We start from the raw sequence: 20,820 nt of genomic DNA on the forward strand, positions 1-20,820 counted from the left end.
GGCAGAGGAGCCTATGCAGATTAAGCTCGCCAATCCCCGCGGCTTCTGCGCCGGCGTGGACCGCGCCATCGACATCGTCGACCGGGCGCTGGACGTTTTCGGTCCGCCCATCTATGTGCGTCACGAAGTGGTGCACAACAAGTTCGTGGTCGACAACCTGCGCGCCCGTGGCGCCGTCTTCGTCGAAGACGTGGCCGACGTACCGGACGACGTCATCCTCATCTTCAGCGCCCATGGCGTCTCCCAGGCGGTGCGCCGCGAGGCCGCCGAGCGTGGTCTGAAGGTGTTCGACGCCACCTGTCCGCTGGTGACCAAGGTGCACATGGAGGTCGCGCGCTACAGCCGCGATGGCCAGGAGTGCATCCTCATCGGCCACGCCGGGCATCCGGAGGTGGAGGGCACCATGGGCCAGTACGATGATCGTGCCGGCGGTGCCATCTACCTGGTGGAAGACGAGGAAGACGTGGAAAAGCTCGAGGTGCGCAACCCCGAAGCCCTGTTCTATGTCTCCCAGACCACCCTGTCGATGGATGACACCCGCAAGGTGATCGATGCCCTGCGCGCCAAGTTTCCCCGCATCAATGGCCCGCGCAAGAACGACATCTGCTACGCCACCACCAACCGCCAGGACGCCGTGAAGACCCTGGCGCTGGAAAGCGACGTGGTGCTGGTGGTGGGCAGCCCCAGCAGTTCCAACTCCAACCGCTTGCGCGAACTCGCCGAACGCCTGGGCACCCCGGCCTATCTCATCGACGGCGCCGAAGACCTGCAGCAGAGCTGGTTCGAAGGCGTGCAGCGCATCGGCGTCACCGCCGGCGCCTCGGCCCCCGAGGTCCTGGTACGCGGCGTCATCGACCAGCTGCAGAGCTGGGGCGCCACCGATGAAGTCGAGCTGGAAGGCGAGCCGGAACACATCACCTTCACCCTGCCGCGAGAGCTCAGGGTAAAGGCGGTATAGGGCGTCGCTGGCGCCCTAGCGGCGCCAGCAGTCGGCGGTGGTGACGTTTTGGCCGGTTTGGCCCTTCAAGCCGGTGTTGGTGAGTGTCAGATTCCCGCACCTGTCATTGGCCATCGTACCCGGGTTGTTCGGCGTCGCCGTCGCCGTATAGGACGTACCCGCATTTCCTATAGTGATCGAGAAGGTATAGCCGGTACCCGTGGGGTAGGGCGGGGCCGGATTATCCGGCACATCCGTCTGCCCGAGTGTCTTCGAATAGCGCCCTGTACCTGTGTTGTAGCGCTCCATGAATTGCGCCAACTGCATCAGAGACGCCTCGGCGTCGGTACGATTCGTCCTTCTGACATGCTCCATGTAGGAGGGGTAGGCGATGGCCGCAAGAATGCCCGCGATGGCCACCACTATCATCAGCTCTATCAGGGTAAAGCCACGCTGTTGGCTTCTAGGTCGCATTCCAATTATCTCATTCATCTGATTTCACGCCAGGAAGCGCGTTCTGAAACGCGGGAGCCTTTATTGACAGGTTCGCATTGGGGCTGCCCTGTTGCTGAGCCGGTATAGCAGATGAGGTCGGTATCAGCACTGTCTCCCCGATTTATATAGGTCGGAGTCTTCACGATGCCTTGTTGAGTATCAATGAGCCCTGAGTAAGGGATTTTGGTGCCATCAGCGGCCAGGTAGTAGTCCTGATCATTGATTACGCCATCGCCATTGAAGTCGAGCGGGCTATAGGTCAGGCGTGAGCCGGTTTGAGCATCAATGATCATTAGCGCGCTGATCCCACCTCCTTTGCAAGCATCAGGAGAGGGAATAAGTGAAGTGAAGGTCAGGGCCCCATTCCTGAGTTTTGAGCGGGCGATAACGCGTTCCCCCTGGCGGTTGTTGTTGAAGGCCAGATCCAGGTACCAACCTGACTTGTCCGAAGGGATATCGTTGTTGCTTACCACTCGAAGAGTTCTGGTGCCTGAGGACTGCTGTGCGATGAAGGTCTGTTGTACCAAGGCGCTACGCTGGATCGTCACCCCTTTATCAATCAGGCCGTAGTAACTCTCGAGACGCGGGGAGGCCGGCACATCGCTATCGCCCGTCTGGTAGTAGCTCCCTGTGCCAAAAAGCACAACCGGATTTCCGTACTTGTTTAGGGTTACGGAGAGCGCCGAGGTGATGGGCTGCACTGCATCGGTAGTCGTATTGCCTACTCTCGCAGTAAACAGGGGGCTACTGCCAAGGGTGCTGGGAATGCCCCAGTTAGCCGGATCGGCGCCTTTTAGGTCAAAGCGCCAGATATTCCCATTGGTGTCAGGTACATAGAGCCGGTCGGCAATGCGGTCGTTAGTCAGGTCGACAGCTACAGCTTCTCCCAATCCACCACTGGTATTGACGGTGAAACTGGCCATTACACTGCCGTTGGCAGCGTCAAGAATCCAGACTTTACCCGATGTGGCGGTGCCATTGACAAAGCCGCTGGTTACAATCACCCCGAATTTTCCATTTTCCAGGGCCACCAGCGAAGGGCGTTGGATAGGGTAGTTCATTTGCGAAGACGAGAACTCCCACTTCACGCTTGGTGCACTCGGATCCGTAACGTCGAGTGCGAAGACGGAGTTGCCACCAGCGCCGGCGGTGCCTACGGCTAGGGTTTTCCAAGCGCTATCCACCCAGGCGTGCCCAACTGTTATTCCGCCGTCGACATAGTACCGATGGCTGTAGTCTCGCTGCGTTAGGCGATAAAGCTGCCCAAGAAGCGTTCGGGGGACGAAAGCAAACAGTTCATTACCACCACCGTTTGTGGAGGTGTCAAATGCGTGCAGCATGCCGTCGTTAGCCCCGACCACGACAAAGGGTTTGCTGTCCTTTATGGTTTGACGGAAGGTGAGGTAGCCAGGACCTGCTTGGCCCCAGGAGGCGCCACTAAGCAGGTTGTAGCCGAAATCCATAGGTCCCGCATAGTAGGGGTCCGAGTTTACGATATCGCCTAGCCGACTCTTTCGTGTCCGCATGGGGTTGCTCGAGCGTGTTTCATAGGAGCGATCACCACGCAGATAGTTGAGTCGTGCCTCGCCTTCGGCATCGCTAACGAGCGTTGTTCCATCTGCGGTCTGACGCAGGGCAGTTTTGGCATCACTGTCCAACACGCTCCATTTGAAGCTCTTGCCGCCACTTGAATAGGTGACATTAGCGTCAAGTGCCCGGGTGCTTGAGGTCAGTGCGTTGCTGGTCAATATGGTGCGCCCATCAGGCGAGGCATTGTCTAATTGGGCAGCTGCGCTCCAGGTAGCGATATTACTGGCGACCCCTGAACTGTTGATGCTCAGCGACTGCAGGTCACCGCTCCAGTACTTTGGCTCGAACGAGCTTCTAAAAAGGGCGCTGCCGGTTTCCAGTTCGGTACTGTTGCTGCCAAGAGAAGTACTGGTTGTGCTTGTTTCTTGGACAATTTTGGAAAAGGCGTTTTTTAGGCCGGTGACCATGGCGTCGGCATCGCCACCGACGAAGAAGTTATCGGGTCGCTTATCTCCGGTTGAAAGGGTCTGACCGTTGGTCGTCCACATGGACTCAGTGATACTGGATGAGGTGGCCTTGTCAGGATCAAAGTCTTGAGGGACGGTGAAGCCACCGTATTTAGTGGCGAGCCAGTACTGATTGCTAGTCTTGGCGGTGAGTTGCTGATTTTCCCTGACATCTACCCAGTAGGTAGAGATAGTTTGTTTGCCGGGCAGGTCTCCGCGTTGGTCCCTTACGTGAGCGTCATAAGCAAGACCTGCAATATATGCCGAGTTTCCGCGTCCCGTAAATGGCGTATTGATGGTGATCCCTTCCAATGCAGCGACTTTAGCGGTCCATTTGCTCACGCCTACTCGCTTGTTCGCATCTGCCTTGTCTCCGTCCGAATTGTCCGCTTTCACCTCTGGTGGAACATCGGGTTCCGAATCACGGACAGTATTTCCTGGAAGGTTTTTGTCGTTCCACGTATTAACATCGCCAATGCCAAGGATGACGTTCTTTTGGCAGGAATAGGTGATGGGATCATTCCAATTATTAACAACAGGAAATCCATCCGCCTGAGCATAACGGCTGTCACTGTCTCCCGACAGCTCGCTATAGGCGGTTACATTTCCTTGGTTCTTAAAGTAGCGTATTGCGGTGTAGTACAGTTCGCTAACGGGGTCGTAGTCTTTGAGGTTTTTATAAGTGCTGCCGCTATATGGCATGGAGCCAAATTTGTTTATGTAGTTTATTATGCCGCTGTTGATTATGCGGTTGCTGCTATCTATTTTTAAACTCGTTGCACTGGCTTCTGCGGGAGAAGGGTTGGTAACTAGTATGCCAGTTGTTGGGCTCCATTCTGCCCTGTTTTTTGCTTGGTCTGGAGGGTTTGGGCCTATATACGCCTGGTTGGCTCGCAAAACCCCACCATCTCGTAACGGGTCGCCATCATTGAGGTAGCTAAATGCCGAATAACGCAGGCGGTCGGAATATTGTTGTAAAAGCCCCTCGGGCTTGTATTGGCCGTTGGGGTAAAGTTTGCAGTTAGCTTCCTTGAGTGCTTCTGAAACACAAACTTTTACTTGAACTTTCAGTCGGTAGACGCTTTTGACGGTTTGTCCGCGTGGCGTATAGGCGCTATTAAGCTTCCCTGACGACCATTGTGCAGGATTTTCCGGATCATAATCGACCCATTCAGCCTGACCTTCGCCTGAAGATCCACCGCCACCTATTTTATCGGACCAGTTGGAAATCAACATGTCGAAGTTGAGTCCCTGTAGGCGAATGTTCAGGTTTGCCCAGTTATTTAAAGGCAGCGCTCCCGTCAATTGCGCCATGTTTTGGCCAGTATTGATTCGGTTGCCGGCTGAGTTTTGACCGCTGTGACGGGCTTTTTGCAGGATGGTCGAGGTGGTGCTGTCGACAATTCGATTGCCGCCCGTCAAGGCGCTGCGGAAAGGGTCGATCGTAGGGGTGGCGGCCCAGTTGAGAAAATTTCCGCTCCACTGCTTGTCGCCAGTGCAGCGGAAATTGGAGGCGCTGCTCGTTGTGCTTGCTGGATAGAAATAACGATCGACGTCCTGAGTGCCGTATTGATAGAGATAGCACTTTTCCGAATCGAAATAGCCGCTATAGCGAGTTGAGGCGACATAGTTTCCTATATTGGCCACGGACAGAACGGTAGGCCATTCGACGGAGGGCACCAGCGCCAGACTGCCAGGAATGTCACTGCCAATGATGAGCGGACTTTGGGAAACAGCTGCTTGAGCTATGGGTAGAGCGCTGCCAAACAGGCCCAATGCGAGAGCTGTGAAGCAAAACCTAGCGGCAGATAGTGACGAGAGAGGATTCATTGCCGGATCTCCGAACGCTAACGCCTGATGTAGAGGGTGCTTATATTGACCGTGGAGCTGGCGGCTGGCGTGCTCGCAGTATCCTGTGAGCTCCCGAGCCCTTTGCTTTCGATGCGAATGACGCTGGTAGTGACAGGTACACCGGCCTCGATACTGTCGCCGGCTTTGCGGATGGTCACGCCGGGTAGGGGATTCATACGATAAGTCGCCTGCCCTTGGTTAGAGAGGGTTGTTGCATTGGTCCAGGCGGTGGTAAGCGCAGTCGTTTGCCAGTCGGCTACAGAGCGATTCCTTGCTGCCTGCTCTGCGTCTCGCTGGGCCATTTCGGCAGTCTGGAAGGCGAGGTTTTCATCGCGCAGGTTTCCGGCCATACGCTCTTGCAAGACCGTGCCTCTCATGCTGCCAATGGCGATCAGCGTCATCAGGAGCAACATGACCAGCGTCACGATGAGTACCGCGCCATTTTGTCGATTCGAGGGGTTTTTCATGGCAGGTGATTACGAATCCCAACGGTAAGCGTGAAGGCTTGGGCGAGTCGGCCATCGGCGATCGTCCTGTCACTACCCATGAAACGAAGGGTTTGATTGGGCGAAACCACATTCCTCTGGCGACTGACCGCGAGGAGATTCACCCGAACGGAAACGACACTCTGCCAATTGCCAGTTAAGTTGGCGTCATTCGCCTCGAGGTAGTCACCCGTTATCTGGCCGTTGGCGTCACCCAGGGCGTATTGAATTTGCAAATCCTGAATGCCTCCGGTCAGCTCCTCCGGTGTCGCGCTGGCAGCCGAAGTGTCGGTAGCTCCGTAGCGGGTACGCCATAGAGAGGGCGCGCCGCTGGTAGCGTCATCCCTCAGATAATAGAGGACGCTCTGATAGCTCAAAACCTGAGCTGTATCGTTATAAAGGCGACTGAAGCTTTTCCCGGTAGGAAGTGAGACGGATGTGCCTGAAGTGCTTTGATTGACGAAGAAATCGCAGGCCACTGGATCCGACACAATGATGAGACTACCTTTTCTAGCGCCATTGTCCGTAGTGCCAGTGGTGAGACTCGTCGCCGTAGCCACGGTGCCGGTGGGTAGTGCCATGACTACCGGATTCACCGCGTGTTTGAGCAGAACAACATCAGTGGCCGCGGTGCGCGCATTGTATGTCGGACTCAACCAGGCAGGTACCGTGCCTGGATTGGTATTGCTCCAGCCTCTGATACCGCTACCGAGAACGTATCTTTCGTCTTCTATGCCATTTGAATCCCTGGTCAGGGTGCTGGGCGTCAGATCATTCAGTTGGCTCAGGCACTCGCCTCGATAACCCGCATTACGAAGGTCGAAGGCTAAGAACTCCAAGGCGAAGCGACCGGATTCTTGAACCTGTGATAGAGCTGCATTGGTCTGATATGTCTGTCGTGATGAAAGAAACAGCTGTAGCACTCCGCCTATGAGAACCAGACCCAGCAGTAGAGCAATCATCAGTTCGATGATAGACAGGCCAGCCTGACGATGAAACGCTGCGCGGTTCATAGGCGGGTCCTATAGGCAAAGGTTTCCGTTTTTCGAGCGGTTAGCTGGTCGCTTGTTTCATTGGCACTTTTAATCCGCCCCCGTCCGTCATCCCAACGAATACTCACTGTAACGATGTTGCTGTCAGTCACGATGGTGCCAGTGCCCTGAGGTAAACTATTCGCCAAGTTGTTCAACCACTCTGCGAGGTCGCGCTTGTCCTGGGTACCTTCAACCGCATGAGTATTGGAGGATGTGGGAAAGCTACTGGTAGTGTAATTGCCCGCCAGTGCCATTTTTCTATTCGCACGCATTCGCTCCACGATGTCGCTGGCTAGAACGGTCGCTTGCGAGCGGTAATAAGCCCCCTGATTGCTCTGCGTACTGACGGCTTGCAGGCCAGCCAGCCCCAACAGACCGATAGCAAGAATGAACATTGCTATCAGAACTTCGATCAGGGTGGCGCCGCGCTGCCGGTAGTTGGGACTCATGGCTGTTGACACCCGTTTTGATTGACGGAGGCGCTACCTGTGAGGTTGAGCGAAACGGTGCGTGTGCAGCTAGGTGTACTGAGAGTGAAAGTCTGATTTGCGGTCAGGGTAGTCAGGCCATTGCTGCGAAAGGTTATGCCAGCGCTTGGTCCGGTAAGGGTGATACCGTTGATGCTCTCCCAGACTTGAATCACCAGATTGCCCTGGATCAGTAGCCATCCAGCGGCCCAGTCGGTGCCGTTTTCACAGGCATTGCCCTGCGTATTGCGACGACAAAGCGTTACATCGGCACGACGTTTTAGTCCCTCTGAACGTGCTATCTGGAGCGCACCGACCAGTTCATTGCTGGCCACGGCAGCTCTGTTGCTTTGTACTGTCCTATTGAAGGAAGGCGCAGCAATGCTGACCACGATCGCCAGAATGGCGAGCGCTACCAGGGTTTCGATCAGGGTAAAGCCGTACTGGGTCCGCATCGTCGGTTTCGCTGGGCTGGAAGGCCAAGCATGGGGGATCATGCCTGGCTGGACCAGCGTACGGCGGATATCCGGTCGAAACGGGAAGGTGTCTGGTCAGGACGTTCAGGCGCAGCGATCGCTGGTGCGAAGATTCGCCACCTCGATCCGCCCTGCCTTGTTCAGGACCAGTCGTGCGCGCGGCTCGGCGCCTTGGCAGAGGATGAAGCTGCCGTTCAGGGCGTCGGTCACGCCGCTGTTTAAAAATGTCAGATGAGGTAGCGTACGGAAATTGTTCCACCGCCAGTGCAGTCCGTCGGGGAGCTGACTAATCAGCAGGGTGGGCTCTTCGACTGATTGAAGGCCATCGCGATCCCAGTCGCGGAAGACGCGGGTGGTAGCCGACCAGAGGTTCGAGCTGTCGCATTCGCCGGCCGGCGCGTGACAGATGGACACGCTGCCATAGCCGTTGATGGCAGCCGCCCGTGCGAAGTTGACCGTCTCCCTGAGTTGCTGAATGGCCAGCTGCTGGCGATTGCGCTGCAGTATGCCGCCAAAGGCAGGAATGGCCAGGGAGGCGACAATACTCAGTACGCTGAGGCAGATCAGGGATTCGAAGAGGCTGAAGCCTCGCGAGATGCGATAGGTCATGTTGACGTCCTTGTAGGTAGGCGGCCTTCCTGGCCGCGATAGCCGTTTTGCGCCAAGACGGCGGAACAGTCAATTGCAGGATGTAGAGGTGTGACGTGAGTTTCGATGTAGCGGTGGTCGGGGCGGGGGCGATAGGGCTGATGTCGGCCTATTGCCTGTCCTTGAGCGGTCGGCGGGTGGTAGTGGTTGAGCGCGGTGAGCCGGGGCGGGAGGCGTCCTGGGCCGGCGGCGGGATCGTGTCGCCGCTTTATCCGTGGCGCTATCAGCCGGCGGTGACGGCGCTGGCGCACTGGTCGCAGGATTTCTATCCGGTGCTAGGGGAACGGTTACGGCAGGAGACGGGGGTGGACCCCGAGGTGGAAGTGACCGGGCTGTACTGGCTCGATCTGGAGGACGAAGCCGAGGCGCTGGACTGGGCGCGGCGCAATGTGCGGCCGCTGGCGTCGGTGTCGGTCGCGGCGGTGCGGCAGCGGGTACCGGTGCTGGGGCCGGGCTATGAGCGGGCGGTCTTCATGGCGGGGGTGGCCAATGTGCGCAATCCCCGGCTGGTGCGCTCTCTGCGCGAAGCCCTGCTAGGCATGCCGAATGTGACGCTGGTGAGCGAGTCGCCGGTGACCGGTTTCCTGCGCCAGGGCGAGCGGGTAGTGGGGGTGCAGACGGCGCGCGAGGCCATCCATGCCGAGTCCGTGGTGGTCTGTGCCGGGGCCTGGAGTGGTGATTTGCTGCAGAGCCTGGGGCTGGCCGTGCCGGTGCGGCCGGTGAAGGGGCAGATGCTGCTGTATCGCCAGCCAGCGGGTTATCTGACCAGCGTGGTGCTGGCCAAGGGGCGCTACGCCATTCCGCGCCGCGATGGGCATATCCTCATCGGCAGCACCCTGGAGCACGCCGAATTCGACAAGACGCCGACCGCCGAGGCGCTGGCCAGCTTGCAGGCCTCGGCCGCCGAATTGCTGCCGGCGCTGGCCGGCCAGGCGCCGGTGGCGCACTGGGCGGGACTGCGGCCGGGCTCGCCGGATGGCGTGCCCTTTATCGGGCCGGTACCGGAGCTGCCCGGGCTGTGGCTCAACTGCGGGCACTATCGCAACGGCCTGGTGCTGGCGCCGGCGTCCTGCCAGTTGCTGACCGATCTGCTCACCGAACGCACGCCGATCATCGATCCGGCGCCCTATGCGCCAGGCGCTCGGTTGGCAGCGGACTGATCAGTCGATTCCGAGCTTCTTCAGTCGGTAGCGCATCGAGCGGAAGGAGAGACCCAGGCGTTCCGCGGCGGCGGTGCGATTCCAGCGGGTCTCTTCGAGCGCCTGCATGATCAGCTGGCGTTCGATGGACTCCAGGTGGTCTTCCAGATTGGCGATGTTTGCCAGGCTGGCTTCGCCGGTGGCGGTGGCTGCCGGGGCATCGGCCAGGCGCAGATCGGCCGGGCGGATGACGTCGCCCTCGCAGAGGGTGTAGGCCCGCTCCAGCATGTTTTCCAGTTCCCGCACGTTCCCGGGGAAACGGTAGCTTTTGAGCTTGGCCAGGGCATCCTCGCCCAGCGTGGCCGCGGCCAGGCCGGCGTCGCGTGCCAGGCGTTCGAGCATATGGTTGGCCAGGATGCCGATGTCTTCGCGGCGCTCGCGCAGGGCCGGCACCTGCAATTCGATGACATTGAGGCGGTAGTAGAGGTCCTGGCGGAAGGTCCCGGCGGCGACTTCGGCGGCCAGATCCCGGTGGGTGGCGCTGAGGATGCGTACGTCCAGGCTGATCTCCTGCTGGCTGCCTACCGGGCGCACGGCCTTTTCCTGGATGGCGCGCAACAGCTTGACCTGCATCGGCAGCGGCAGATCGGCCACCTCGTCGAGAAACAGGGTGCCGCCCTGGGCGGCCTGGAACAGGCCCTGCTTGTCCTCGATGGCGCCGGTGAAGCTGCCCTTGCGGTGGCCGAAAAATTCGCTTTCCACCAACTCCGAGGGGATGGCGCCACAGTTGACCGGGACGAAGGGCCGACCGGCCCGCGGACCCTGCTCATGGATCAGTCGTGCCACCCGCTCCTTGCCGCTGCCCGATTCGCCGCTGATGTAGACCGGCGCCTGGCTGCGCGCCAGTTTGGCGATCTGGTTGCGCAGGGCGCGCATGGGCGGCGATTCGCCGAGCAGTTGGGTTTCGCTGGCGCCGGCCGCTGCCGGGGCAGGCCCGGACAGCCGCAGGGCCGTGCCTACCAGTTCACGCAGGCGCGGCAGGTCCACCGGCTTGGTGAGGTAGTCGAACGCACCGGCCTTGAGTGCCTGGACCGCGGTTTCCAGACTGCCGAAGGCGGTGATCATGGCCACCGGCAATTGCGGAAAGCGTTGCTGGATGAACTGGATCAGGTCCAGTCCCGAGCCGTCGGGCAGACGCATGTCGGTCAGGCAGAGGTCGAAGCTTTCCCGTTCGAGGATGGCCCGGGCATCGGCGATGTTCTTGGCGCTAGCGGTGTCGAGCTTCATCCGCCCCAAGGTGATCTCCAGGAGTTCGCGGATATCGGGTTCATCGTCGACGATCAGGACTTTCTGTCGGGCCATGCTCAGCTCATTGTGCGGGGATGGGCGAAGGTGATGCGAAAACAGCTGCCGTTCGCCAAGGGATGATAGCCAAGTCTGGCCTGGTTGCTCTCGCAAAGCTCACGGGAGATGTACAGGCCCAGCCCGGTCCCCTTGTTCTCGGTGGTGAAGAAGGGCTCGAACAGGTGGTCAAGTTGCTCGGCGGCGACGCCCGGTCCGTCGTCGACCACTTCGAGGATGGGCAGGTCGCTTTCCGGATCGCGGTAGGTGCTGAGCCAGACCTGGCCGATGCCGTGCTTCTGGCAGCTGTAGCGCAGGCCGTTCTGCACCAGGTTGGTCAGGATCTGGCCCAGCTGGTGGGGATCCATGTGCGTCTGCAGGGTGCCCGGCTCGGTCTTGACGTGCAGCGTCTGGCCGGCGGGCAGGGTAGGGCGCAACTCCCCGGCGAAGCGGTGCGCCCAGTAGCGCAGGTCGATCAGCTGAGGGGCGGCCTGCTGGCGGCGAGACAGCTGCAGGACGTTTTCCACCACCCGATTCATCCGCCGCGACTGGTCCTGGATGATCTGCGCCAGGCGCCGGTCCGGCGTGGTCAGCTCCTCGGATTCCTGTAGCAGCTGGGCGGCGTGACTGATGGCGCCCAGCGGATTGCGGATCTCGTGGGCGATGCCGGCGGTGAGACGGCCGAGGGAGGCAAGCTTGAGTTGCTGGGCCTGCTGGGCGATGCGCGAGACGTCTTCGAGAAAGGTCAGCACCCGCTCGCCTTCGCCCTGTTGCAGGCGGGCGAAGCTGGGTTGCAACAGCGGGCCGTTGGCATAGGCGCGCCAGGGCGCCGGCCGGATACTGGGATTGCGCTCCCATTCCTCGAGGCGCTGGGCGAGACCCAGGGCCAGGGGGGCGATGGTGTCCTCGTCGTCCACACCGAGCAGACGGCGGGCTGCCGGATTCACCAGCAGCACCTGGTATTCGGCGTCGAACACCAGGATGCCGGTCCGCATGCGTTCGAGGATCAGGGCGTTGAGGGCCTCCAGTTCGGCCACGGCCGTGGCGCGGGTTTCGGCCAGGGCCTGGCTGTCCAGCAGCCGCCGGACCAGGCCCTGCACCAGCAGCGCCGTGGCGAAGCAGAGGGTGCCCAGGCCCGCTGCCTGCACATAGCCACTGCCGCTGTCGCCGCGGCGCAGGTCGAGATAGCCGGTCGCCAGCAACAGGGCGATGGCCGCCAGGGCGGCGATCAGCAGGCCGCGGCGGCCACGGATCAGGACGTTGGATACCCCGACGGTCACCACCAGCAGACTGCCCATGCCGCTGGCGATGCCGCCGGCCAGGAAGAACAGGCCGCCCAGGGCGAGGATGTCGATCAGCGCTAGGGTGAAGGCGCGACCGCGCAACAGCCGCTGGCCGACCGCCAGCACGGCGTTGACAGCGAGATAGGCCCAACTGGCCTGGCGGAACAGCTGGCCGTCGACGGTGCGCAGCCAGTGCTGGTCCAGGTCGCTGGAAATCAGCACCACCAGCGCCAGGCCGATGACGATGCGATAGAGGTGATAGAGCCGCAGGACCGCGTCGGCTCTCAGGGTGCCTGGATCAGTCGCGGTGCTCATGCTGCAACCGGCGATGTTCGGCGCTGCAATACCAGCGCTGGCCTTCGCCATCGGCCAGAGCTCTCTCCTGGGGCACGTGCACGCCGCAATGGGCGCAGCGCACCATGGGGTTGGGCGGTAGCGGGCGAGCCTTGCCGGACGGCGTCTGCGTCTTGCCGCGCCACCAGCGTCTGATCATCCAGAACAGCGCGCCCAGGAGGACGAGCCACAACAGCAGGCGAAGCAGACCCATGGCGATCTCGCAGCGTGAAGGAGGGTGGAGTTTAGCAGGGCCGCTGCAGGCGGTGAGCCCCGCATGGCATCGATTGTCCCGCTTCGCTGCTTGCGGGAAAATGCGCCGATCAATCGGGCAAGGAAGAGTGCATGAGTCAGTTGCTGAACGTCGTGATGGCGCAGGTGAACCTCAAGGTCGGCGACATCCATGGCAATGTAGAGCGCATCATCGCCGCCGCCCGGCAGGCCCGGGATGAGCTGCAGGGCGATCTCATCGTCTTTCCGGAGCTGTCGCTGTGCGGCTATCCCCCGGAGGACTTGCTGCTGCGCTCGAGCATGCAGCGCCGGATCGAGCAGGGGCTGCAGCGGATCCGCCAGGAGATCGCCGGCATCCATGTGCTGGTGGGCTTTCCCTGGCTGGAGGAGGGGCGACGCTACAACGCCTGCGCGGTCTATCGCGATGGCGCCGAGCTGGCCTTCTATCGCAAGCAGCAATTGCCCAACTATCGGGTGTTCGACGAGAAGCGCTATTTCGAGCCGGGCGACAGAGCGGCCGTGTTCGACTACCAGGGCGTGCCCATCGGCGTCACCATCTGCGAGGACATCTGGTTCGCCGAGCCTATGGCCAGGGCGCGCGCGGCCGGGGCACGACTGATGCTCAACCTCAATGCCTCGCCCTTCCACGGCGGCAAGCAGCCGGAGCGCGAGGCCGTGGTGGGCGAGCGTGCCCGCGAGGGCGGCATGCCGGTGGTCTACGTCAACCAGGTGGGTGGCCAGGACGAGTTGGTGTTCGACGGTCATTCCTTCGTGGTCGATGCCCGGGGGCAGGTCAGTCAGCGCGCGCCGGCCTTCGTCGAAGGCCTCTATCCGGTGATCATCGATGCGGCCCTGCAACCGCAGCCGGCCGAACTCGCCCCCGTCGCCTCGCTGGAGGCCAGCGTCTATGACGCCCTTGTGCTCGGGGTGCGCGACTATGTGTGCAAGAACGGCTTCAAGGGCGTGGTGCTGGGCCTGTCCGGGGGCATCGATTCGGCCCTCGTGCTGGCGGTCGCCGTGGATGCGCTGGGCGCGGAGCAGGTGGAGGCGGTGATGATGCCCTATCACTACACCGCCCAGATCAGCCTGGACGACGCCGAAGCCGAGGCGCGGACGCTGGGAGTGCGCTACAGCGTCTTGCCCATCGCACCCATGGTCGAGGCCTTCCAGGCGACCCTGGCCGGCGAATTCGCCGGACTCGGGCGGGATACCACCGAGGAGAATCTGCAGGCGCGTTGCCGCGGGACCCTGCTGATGGCCATCTCCAACAAGAAGGGCTATCTGGTGCTGACCACCGGCAACAAGAGCGAGATGGCCGTCGGTTACGCCACCCTCTATGGCGACATGGCCGGCGGCTTCGACGTGCTCAAGGATGTGCCCAAGACCCTGGTGTTCCACCTCTGCGAGTACCGTAATCGTGCGGGCGAGGTGATTCCCCAGCGCGTGATCGACCGCCCGCCATCGGCCGAACTGTCGCCGGACCAGAAGGACGAGGACTCGCTGCCGCCCTATCCGGTGCTCGACGAGATCCTGCGGCTGTATGTCGAGCAGGATCTCTCGGCCGTGGACATCGTCGCCGCCGGCTTCGACGAGGAAACGGTGCGCAGGGTGCTGCGCCTGGTGGATCTCAACGAATACAAGCGGCGCCAGGCGGCGGTGGGCGCCCGGGTCACCCAGCGCGGTTTCGGGCGTGATCGGCGCTATCCGATCACCTCGGGTTGGCGCATCGGCGACTAGCTCGTCGGGCGCCGGACCCCTGCGATCCGGCGCCAGAGGGTAGCGCCAGCCATTGCGGGCAATAAAAAAGGGGAAGCCACTGGCTTCCCCTTTTCACGTCTGCTGCCGGATCAGTCGAACAGACCAAAGGTCAGGCGGCTGAACCAGGAGCGCTTGGCCGGCGCCGGCGTCGCGCCACCGGCCTTCTCGGCCTCGGCCGGGTCGACGATGCGCAGCTCGGGCGCCAGGTTGTCACGCTCTTCCTGGTACTTGCGCTGGATGTCCTGGCTGGCACGGGTCTCGCCGGGCGGCAGCGGATCGCTCGGGCGATCAATCAGGCCCAGGGTCGCACGGGTCAGCCAGGAGCGCTGCTGATCCTTGTCGTCCGGCTCGCGCAGCTGGAATTCGCCATCCTTGAGGCTGACGTTGTCCGGGTAGTTGAGCTTGAGGGTTTCCAGGCTGGTGGCCGCCAGGTCGTTGAGACCCAGGTGCTTGTAGGCTTCGGTCATGATCGCCAGGCCATCGCCCACCGACGGGGTGCCCTGGAAGTTCTCGACCACGTAGCGGCCGCGGTTGGCGGCGGCCACATAGGCCTTGCGGGTCAGGTAGTAGTGGCCGACGTGCACGTCGTAGGCCGCCAGCAGGTTGCGCAGGTAGACCATGCGCGCCTTGGCGTCCGGGGCGTAGCGGCTGTTGGGGAAGCGGCTGGTGAACTGGGCGAAGTCGTTGAAGGAATCGCGCGCCGCGCCCGGGTCACGCTTGGTCATGTCCAGCGGCAGGAAGCGCGCCAACAGGCCGCGGTCCTGTTCGAAGGAGGACACGCCCTTCATGTAGTAGGCGTAGTCGACATTGGGGTGTTGCGGATGCAGACGGATGAAGCGATCCGCCGCCGTGCGCGCCGCCTCGGGCTCGCCATTCTTGTAGTTGGCGTAGATCAGCTCGAGCTGGGCCTGCTCGGCATAGCGACCGAAGGGATACCGCGACTCCAGGGCCTTCAGCTTGCTGATGGCGTCCGTGTAGCTGCTGTTGGAAATATCGCGCTGAGCCTGGGTGTAGAGCTCGCCTTCCGGCAGATTTTCCGGAACCTCGGGCGCTTTCGAGGAGCAGGCGGCGGTGAGGACTAGGCTGGTGACCAGCAGCAGGTGCTTCAATTGCATGGCGGCTTGGATTCCCCGAAACGGTCGGCGGTGCAGGGATGAGCGCGGAGAGCGCTCACCTAGCCTGTGACGGGGCCGGAACCGTCCTGTTATGATGATCGACCCGGAATGCCGGGGCAAAAAAGTCGCCGTATTTAACCACAGGGTCGGGCCGATTCCAAAAGCCCTGCCATTGCCCGCGCAGATCCATGTCCGAATCCATCGTTCTCAATGCCGAAGTCCCCTACGAACTCGGTGGCCAGCGCCTCGATCAGGTCGCTGCCCAGCTGTTCGCCGAACACTCCCGCTCGCGTCTCGCCGCCTGGATCAAGGACGGCAGCCTGACCGTCGACGGCGCCGTGCTGCGTCCGCGTGACACCGTCCATGGCGGCGCCCAGCTGGCGCTGCGCGCCGAGCGCGAGGCCCAGGGCGAGTGGGTGGCCCAGGACATCGAACTGGACATCGTCTACGAAGACGATCACCTGCTGGTGCTCGACAAGCCCGCCGGGCTGGTGGTGCATCCGGCCGCCGGTCATGCCGATGGCACCCTGCTCAATGCCCTGCTGCACCACGTACCCTCGCTGGACAGCGTGCCGCGTGCCGGTATCGTCCATCGCCTGGACAAGGACACCACCGGACTCATGGTGGTGGCCAAGACCCTGGAGGCCCATACCCACCTGGTCGCCCAGTTGCAGGCGCGCTCGGTGAGTCGCATCTATGAAGCCATCGTCGCCGGGGTGATCGTCGCCGGCGGCACCGTCAATGCGCCCATCGGCCGTCATTCCCAACGCCGCCAGCAAATGGCGGTGATCGCCGGTGGCAAGCCCGCGGTCAGTCACTACCGGGTGCTGGAGCGCTTTCGTGCCTATACCCATACCCGGGTCAAGCTGGAGACCGGGCGCACCCACCAGATCCGCGTGCACATGACCCATGTCGGTTTCCCCCTGGTAGGCGATCCGGTCTATGGCGGTCGCTTCAGGATCCCGCCGGCGACCAATCCGACCCTGGTCAAGACCCTGCGCGAATTCCCGCGCCAGGCACTGCACGCGCGCTTCCTCGAACTGGATCATCCGGTGACCGGCGAACGCCTGCGCTGGGAGTCGCCGCTGCCGGAAGACCTGGTCTGGCTGCTGGATCTGCTGCGCCAGGATCGGGAATCCTTCGAATGATCGACGCCGACTGGCTGCGGCCGGACTGGCCGGCGCCGGTTGGCGTCCAGGCCTGTGTGACCACCCGCGCGGGTGGCGTCAGCCGGGCGCCCTTCGACAGCTTCAACCTGGGCAACCACGTCGGTGACGATCCGGCTGCGGTCGCCGAGAATCGCCGACGCCTGGGCCAGGCCCTGGGGTGCCGTCCGGCCTGGCTCGAACAGGTCCATGGCACTGCCGTCGTCGAAGCCGATCCGACCCGGGTGCTCCAGGCCGATGCCGCCTGGACGGCCACTCCCGGTATCGCGGTGACCATGATGACCGCCGATTGCCTGCCAGCCCTGTTCTGCCGGCGGGACGGCTCCCGCGTCGCGGCGGCCCACGCTGGCTGGCGCGGTCTGGCGGGTGGCGTGCTGGAGGCGGCCGCCGCCAGTCTGGAGGTCGCTCCCGCCGAGGTGTTGGTCTGGCTGGGTCCCGCCATAGGGCCGGCCAGTTTCGAAGTGGGCGTCGAGGTGCGTGAGGCCTTTGTCGCCCAGCACGCCGAGGCCGAGCGGTGTTTCGTGGCCAGGGGCGGGGACAAGTACCTGGGCGATCTCTATGCCCTGGCTCGTCTGCGCTTAGCGGCTCAAGGCATCACGGCGGTCCATGGCGGTGGCTTCGACACCTTCGCCGACGAAGAGCGCTTCTTTTCCTATCGGCGCGGCGCCCGGACCGGTCGCTTTGCCAGCCTGATCTGGATCAACGCCTAAGTATTTTTTCGGATGTCAAGCCTCGTTGGCTTGAATCGTTAGGCATCGCCCCTATCTAAAGGACATTCCCGCGGGTAATCGAAAGCGCCCTCTGCTGCGCCATCCCGCGTCTCAGATAGGACCTTGCCCATGCGTATAGACCGTTTCACCAGCAAATTGCAGCTCGCTCTGGCGGATGCCCAGTCCCTGGCCGTCGGCCATGACCATCCGGCCATCGAGCCGCTGCACCTGTTCTCCGCGCTGCTCGACCAGCAGGGCGGTTCCATTTCTCCGCTGCTGCGCCAGGTCGGCTTCGACCTCGCCAGCCTGCGCAAGACCCTGGCCGAAGAGCTGGACAAGCTGCCCAAGATCCAGAATCCCACCGGCGACGTGAATCTGTCCCAGGATCTGGCGCGGCTGCTCAACCAGGCCGATCGTCTGGCCCAGCAGAAGGGCGACCAGTTCATCTCCAGCGAGCTGGTGCTGCTCGCCGCCATGGACGAGAACACCCGCCTCGGCAAGTTGCTGCTGGGGCAGGGCGTCTCGCGTAAGGCGCTGGAGAACGCCATCAACAACCTGCGCGGGGGCGAGGCGGTCAATGACCCCAATGCCGAAGACAGCCGCAAGGCGCTGGACAAGTTCACCGTCGATCTCACCAAGCGCGCCGAAGACGGCAAGCTCGACCCGGTGATCGGGCGGGACGACGAGATCCGCCGCACCATCCAGGTCCTGCAGCGCCGCACCAAGAACAATCCGGTGCTGATCGGTGAGCCCGGCGTCGGCAAGACCGCCATCGCCGAGGGCTTGGCCCAGCGCATCATCAATGGCGAAGTGCCCGATGGCCTCAAGGACAAGCGCCTGCTGGCCCTGGACATGGGCGCGCTGATCGCCGGTGCCAAATTCCGCGGCGAATTCGAAGAGCGCCTCAAGGGCGTGCTCAACGAACTGGCCAAGCAGGAAGGGCGCATCATCCTCTTCATCGACGAGCTGCACACCATGGTCGGCGCCGGCAAGGCCGAGGGCGCCATGGATGCCGGCAACATGCTCAAGCCGGCCCTGGCCCGTGGCGAGCTGCACTGCGTGGGTGCCACCACCCTCGACGAGTACCGCCAGTACATCGAGAAGGACGCGGCCCTGGAGCGGCGCTTCCAGAAGGTGCTGGTGGACGAGCCGAGCGAGGAAGACACCATCGCCATCCTGCGTGGCCTCAAGGAGCGCTACGAGGTACACCACAAGGTGGCCATCACCGATGGCGCCATCATCGCCGCGGCCAAGCTGTCTCATCGCTACATCACCGATCGTCAGCTGCCGGACAAGGCCATCGACCTGATCGACGAGGCCGCCAGCCGCATCCGCATGGAGATAGACTCCAAGCCGGAGGCCCTTGATCGCCTGGATCGCCGGCTGATCCAGCTCAAGGTGGAACGTCAGGCGCTGAAGAAGGAAGAGGACGAGGCCGCGCGCAAGCGACTGGAAAAACTCGACGAGGACATCGCCCGCCTCGAGCAGGAATACGCCGATCTGGAAGAGGTCTGGAAGGCAGAAAAAGCCGAGGTCCAGGATTCCGCCCAGTTGCAGCAGCGCATCGAACAGGCGCGCACCGAGCTGGAGGCCGCTCGCCGCAAGGGCGACCTCAATCGCATGGCCGAGCTGCAGTACGGCACCATCCCCGATCTGGAGCGCAGCCTGCAGATGGTCGACCAGCACGAGAAGCCGGCCAACCAGCTCTTGCGCAACAAGGTCACCGAAGACGAGATCGCCGAGGTGGTCTCCAAGTGGACCGGCATTCCGGTCAGCAAGATGCTCGAAGGCGAGCGTGACAAGCTCTTGCGCATGGAAGAGGCCCTGCACAACCGGGTGATCGGCCAGGACGAGGCGGTCACCGCCGTGGCCAATGCCGTGCGCCGCTCGCGGGCGGGCCTGTCCGATCCGAATCGCCCCAGCGGTTCCTTCCTCTTCCTCGGCCCGACCGGGGTGGGCAAGACCGAGCTGTGCAAGTCGCTGGCGGAGTTTCTCTTCGACACCGAAGACGCCATGGTGCGCATCGACATGTCCGAATTCATGGAGAAGCACTCCGTGGCTCGCCTGATCGGGGCTCCGCCCGGCTATGTCGGCTATGAAGAGGGTGGCTACCTGACCGAGGCCGTGCGGCGCAAGCCTTACTCGGTGGTCCTGCTGGACGAGGTGGAAAAGGCTCATCCGGATGTCTTCAACATCCTTCTGCAGGTGCTCGACGACGGGCGTCTGACCGACAGCCAGGGCCGAACCGTGGATTTCCGCAATGCGGTGATCGTCATGACCTCGAACCTGGGCTCGGCGCAGATCCAGGAGCTGGTCGGCGATCCCGATGCCCAGCGCGCCGCGGTGATGGATGCGGTGGCCAGTCACTTCCGCCCCGAGTTCATCAACCGGATCGATGAGGTGGTGGTGTTCGAGCCCCTGGGCCGCGAACAGATCGCCGGCATCGCCGAGATCCAGCTGCAGCACCTGCGGCAGCGCCTGGCCGAGCGTGACCTGCAGCTGGAGCTGTCGCCCGAGGCCTTGGACAAGCTGGTGGCGGTGGGTTACGACCCGGTCTACGGTGCCCGTCCGCTCAAGCGGGCGATCCAGCGCTGGATCGAGAATCCGCTGGCCCAGCGCATCCTCTCGGGCGCCTTCGCGCCGAACAGCCGCATCGAGGGCAGGGTAGAGGGCGACGAGATCGTCTTCGCCTAGGAAATGACCGGGCGATCCCAGGGTCGCCCGGCCTTTCACATAAATTTGTGAAAAAACAGCAGGCTAGGTGTTGACGTCTGTTTCCACTTCCGTAAAATGGCGCACCTCACTTACGGCAAAGCCCGAAAGGCACTGACGTAAGAGGGGTTGGAAGATCGAAATTCCGCGATAGCTCAGTCGGTAGAGCAAATGACTGTTAATCATTGGGTCCCTGGTTCGAGTCCAGGTCGCGGAGCCACTTCCATTCTCGGGGTATAGCGCAGCCCGGTAGCGCGCCTGCTTTGGGAGCAGGATGTCGGGAGTTCGAATCCCCCTACCCCGACCATATTTGGGTCGTTAGCTCAGTCGGTAGAGCAGTTGGCTTTTAACCAATTGGTCGTAGGTTCGAATCCTACACGACCCACCATTTTTACCAGAAACCCTCCGCAAGGAGGGTTTTTGCGTTTTTAGGGATTGGATTTCTCTCTCCGAGATCCGGTCCCTCTGCCTATGAGGCGCCGACCCCGCCAGGGCTCAGGGCTAAGTTGCTCTCTCAAATCCCCCTGCTTAGAGCAGACTCTGGAACGGGCCGTATTCTGATCTGCCACCCTCGATTCTCCCCGCCGCGCTCTATTTCGCCCA

General features: G+C 62.1%; 17 protein-coding genes and 3 tRNA genes. 9 read left to right on the forward strand and 11 right to left on the reverse strand.

Translation table 11 applies throughout. The annotated features are described in order from the left end of the window. Positions 1-13: 13 nt before the first annotated feature. A complete protein-coding gene (gene ispH, locus OXS31_RS18265; RefSeq protein WP_007160801.1) occupies positions 14-958 on the forward strand; it encodes a 4-hydroxy-3-methylbut-2-enyl diphosphate reductase in 945 nt (314 codons plus the stop codon). A gap of 15 nt (positions 959-973) precedes the next feature. Here the strand turns inward: ispH and OXS31_RS18270 are convergent, their stop codons facing one another. The 7 genes from OXS31_RS18270 to OXS31_RS18300 form a co-directional block, all read right to left on the reverse strand. Next, positions 974-1,429, reverse strand: a complete 456-nt coding sequence (locus OXS31_RS18270) for a type IV pilin protein (protein WP_275941137.1) — start codon at positions 1,427-1,429, stop codon at positions 974-976. Next, complete coding sequence (locus tag OXS31_RS18275; RefSeq protein ID WP_267401237.1) at positions 1,426-5,298, reverse strand: PilC/PilY family type IV pilus protein; 3,873 nt, start codon at positions 5,296-5,298, stop codon at positions 1,426-1,428. Before OXS31_RS18275 ends, OXS31_RS18270 begins: the two co-directional genes overlap by 4 nt. A 17-nt stretch (positions 5,299-5,315) precedes the next feature. Beyond that, complete coding sequence (locus tag OXS31_RS18280; protein WP_044341575.1) at positions 5,316-5,786, reverse strand: PilX N-terminal domain-containing pilus assembly protein; 471 nt, start codon at positions 5,784-5,786, stop codon at positions 5,316-5,318. Continuing rightward, positions 5,783-6,817, reverse strand: coding sequence for a PilW family protein (locus OXS31_RS18285; RefSeq protein ID WP_144956979.1), 1,035 nt, complete (start codon positions 6,815-6,817; stop codon positions 5,783-5,785). The genes OXS31_RS18280 and OXS31_RS18285 overlap by 4 nt, the downstream gene beginning before the upstream one ends. Then, positions 6,814-7,287, reverse strand: a complete 474-nt coding sequence (pilV, locus tag OXS31_RS18290) for a type IV pilus modification protein PilV (RefSeq protein WP_115945313.1) — start codon at positions 7,285-7,287, stop codon at positions 6,814-6,816. Before pilV ends, OXS31_RS18285 begins: the two co-directional genes overlap by 4 nt. Next, positions 7,284-7,760: a GspH/FimT family pseudopilin gene (locus tag OXS31_RS18295; protein ID WP_081875230.1), complete on the reverse strand. Its 477-nt coding sequence runs from the start codon at positions 7,758-7,760 to the stop codon at positions 7,284-7,286. The genes pilV and OXS31_RS18295 overlap by 4 nt, the downstream gene beginning before the upstream one ends. Before the next feature lie 105 nt (positions 7,761-7,865). Continuing rightward, on the reverse strand, positions 7,866-8,390 hold the full coding sequence (locus tag OXS31_RS18300; RefSeq protein WP_144956982.1) for a GspH/FimT family pseudopilin: 525 nt from the start codon (positions 8,388-8,390) through the stop codon (positions 7,866-7,868). 95 nt (positions 8,391-8,485) lie between these two features. Here OXS31_RS18300 and thiO point away from each other — a divergent pair, with 95 nt between their 5' ends. Then, on the forward strand, positions 8,486-9,589 hold the full coding sequence (gene thiO, locus OXS31_RS18305) for a glycine oxidase ThiO (protein ID WP_267401247.1): 1,104 nt from the start codon (positions 8,486-8,488) through the stop codon (positions 9,587-9,589). On the opposite strand, the gene OXS31_RS18310 is transcribed toward thiO, so the two are convergent. The 3 genes from OXS31_RS18310 to OXS31_RS18320 are packed head-to-tail and all read right to left on the reverse strand — an operon-like array spanning position 9,590 to position 12,739. Beyond that, the gene (locus tag OXS31_RS18310; protein WP_027600185.1) at positions 9,590-10,930 is read right to left on the reverse strand and encodes a sigma-54 dependent transcriptional regulator; all 1,341 of its coding nucleotides are present in this window, start codon (positions 10,928-10,930) and stop codon (positions 9,590-9,592) included. Between the two features lie 2 nt (positions 10,931-10,932). After that, positions 10,933-12,507 carry an ATP-binding protein gene (locus tag OXS31_RS18315; protein ID WP_132832999.1) on the reverse strand — a complete coding sequence of 525 codons (1,575 nt, stop codon included), beginning with the start codon at positions 12,505-12,507 and terminating at the stop codon, positions 10,933-10,935. Then, positions 12,491-12,739: a PP0621 family protein gene (locus OXS31_RS18320; RefSeq protein ID WP_027600187.1), complete on the reverse strand. Its 249-nt coding sequence runs from the start codon at positions 12,737-12,739 to the stop codon at positions 12,491-12,493. Before OXS31_RS18320 ends, OXS31_RS18315 begins: the two co-directional genes overlap by 17 nt. A 131-nt stretch (positions 12,740-12,870) precedes the next feature. Here OXS31_RS18320 and OXS31_RS18325 point away from each other — a divergent pair, with 131 nt between their 5' ends. Further along, positions 12,871-14,493 (forward strand): NAD+ synthase, encoded by a 1,623-nt coding sequence (locus OXS31_RS18325; RefSeq protein ID WP_267401259.1) that lies wholly within the window; start codon positions 12,871-12,873, stop codon positions 14,491-14,493. Positions 14,494-14,603: 110 nt separating this feature from the next. Here OXS31_RS18325 and OXS31_RS18330 read toward each other — a convergent pair whose 3' ends face one another. Continuing rightward, positions 14,604-15,629, reverse strand: coding sequence for an outer membrane protein assembly factor BamD (locus OXS31_RS18330; RefSeq protein ID WP_007160812.1), 1,026 nt, complete (start codon positions 15,627-15,629; stop codon positions 14,604-14,606). 188 nt (positions 15,630-15,817) lie between these two features. Between OXS31_RS18330 and rluD the strand changes: the two genes are divergently transcribed. From rluD to OXS31_RS18360, 6 genes are all read left to right on the forward strand, one after another. Next, positions 15,818-16,777 (forward strand): 23S rRNA pseudouridine(1911/1915/1917) synthase RluD, encoded by a 960-nt coding sequence (gene rluD / locus OXS31_RS18335; protein ID WP_074583960.1) that lies wholly within the window; start codon positions 15,818-15,820, stop codon positions 16,775-16,777. Then, positions 16,777-17,505, forward strand: coding sequence for a peptidoglycan editing factor PgeF (pgeF, locus tag OXS31_RS18340; RefSeq protein ID WP_267401279.1), 729 nt, complete (start codon positions 16,777-16,779; stop codon positions 17,503-17,505). The genes rluD and pgeF overlap by 1 nt, the downstream gene beginning before the upstream one ends. Positions 17,506-17,634: 129 nt before the next feature. After that, positions 17,635-20,199 carry an ATP-dependent chaperone ClpB gene (clpB, locus tag OXS31_RS18345; protein WP_027600191.1) on the forward strand — a complete coding sequence of 855 codons (2,565 nt, stop codon included), beginning with the start codon at positions 17,635-17,637 and terminating at the stop codon, positions 20,197-20,199. 162 nt (positions 20,200-20,361) lie between these two features. After that, positions 20,362-20,437 (forward strand) — tRNA-Asn (locus OXS31_RS18350). A 10-nt stretch (positions 20,438-20,447) separates the two neighbouring features. Further along, positions 20,448-20,524 (forward strand) — tRNA-Pro (locus OXS31_RS18355). Between the two features lie 5 nt (positions 20,525-20,529). After that, positions 20,530-20,605: transfer RNA gene (locus OXS31_RS18360), tRNA-Lys, on the forward strand. Positions 20,606-20,820: the final 215 nt, after the last annotated feature.

This window comes from Pseudomonas sp. GM_Psu_1 (assembly GCF_026544185.1).
Taxonomy (GTDB): Bacteria; Pseudomonadota; Gammaproteobacteria; order Pseudomonadales; family Pseudomonadaceae; genus Chryseomonas; species Chryseomonas oryzihabitans.

Coding starts and splice junctions, on each gene's coding strand:
- OXS31_RS18270 (WP_275941137.1), bottom strand. CDS start 1,429: ATGAATGAGATAATTGGAATGCGACCTAGAAGCCAACAGCGTGGCTTT.
- OXS31_RS18275 (WP_267401237.1), bottom strand. CDS start 5,298: ATGAATCCTCTCTCGTCACTATCTGCCGCTAGGTTTTGCTTCACAGCT.
- OXS31_RS18320 (WP_027600187.1), bottom strand. CDS start 12,739: ATGGGTCTGCTTCGCCTGCTGTTGTGGCTCGTCCTCCTGGGCGCGCTG.
- ispH (WP_007160801.1), top strand. CDS start 14: ATGCAGATTAAGCTCGCCAATCCCCGCGGCTTCTGCGCCGGCGTGGAC.
- OXS31_RS18280 (WP_044341575.1), bottom strand. CDS start 5,786: ATGAAAAACCCCTCGAATCGACAAAATGGCGCGGTACTCATCGTGACG.
- OXS31_RS18310 (WP_027600185.1), bottom strand. CDS start 10,930: ATGGCCCGACAGAAAGTCCTGATCGTCGACGATGAACCCGATATCCGC.
- OXS31_RS18295 (WP_081875230.1), bottom strand. CDS start 7,760: ATGCGGACCCAGTACGGCTTTACCCTGATCGAAACCCTGGTAGCGCTC.
- OXS31_RS18330 (WP_007160812.1), bottom strand. CDS start 15,629: ATGCAATTGAAGCACCTGCTGCTGGTCACCAGCCTAGTCCTCACCGCC.
- rluD (WP_074583960.1), top strand. CDS start 15,818: ATGTCCGAATCCATCGTTCTCAATGCCGAAGTCCCCTACGAACTCGGT.
- pilV (WP_115945313.1), bottom strand. CDS start 7,287: ATGAGTCCCAACTACCGGCAGCGCGGCGCCACCCTGATCGAAGTTCTG.
- clpB (WP_027600191.1), top strand. CDS start 17,635: ATGCGTATAGACCGTTTCACCAGCAAATTGCAGCTCGCTCTGGCGGAT.
- OXS31_RS18325 (WP_267401259.1), top strand. CDS start 12,871: ATGAGTCAGTTGCTGAACGTCGTGATGGCGCAGGTGAACCTCAAGGTC.
- OXS31_RS18285 (WP_144956979.1), bottom strand. CDS start 6,817: ATGAACCGCGCAGCGTTTCATCGTCAGGCTGGCCTGTCTATCATCGAA.
- OXS31_RS18315 (WP_132832999.1), bottom strand. CDS start 12,507: ATGAGCACCGCGACTGATCCAGGCACCCTGAGAGCCGACGCGGTCCTG.
- OXS31_RS18300 (WP_144956982.1), bottom strand. CDS start 8,390: ATGACCTATCGCATCTCGCGAGGCTTCAGCCTCTTCGAATCCCTGATC.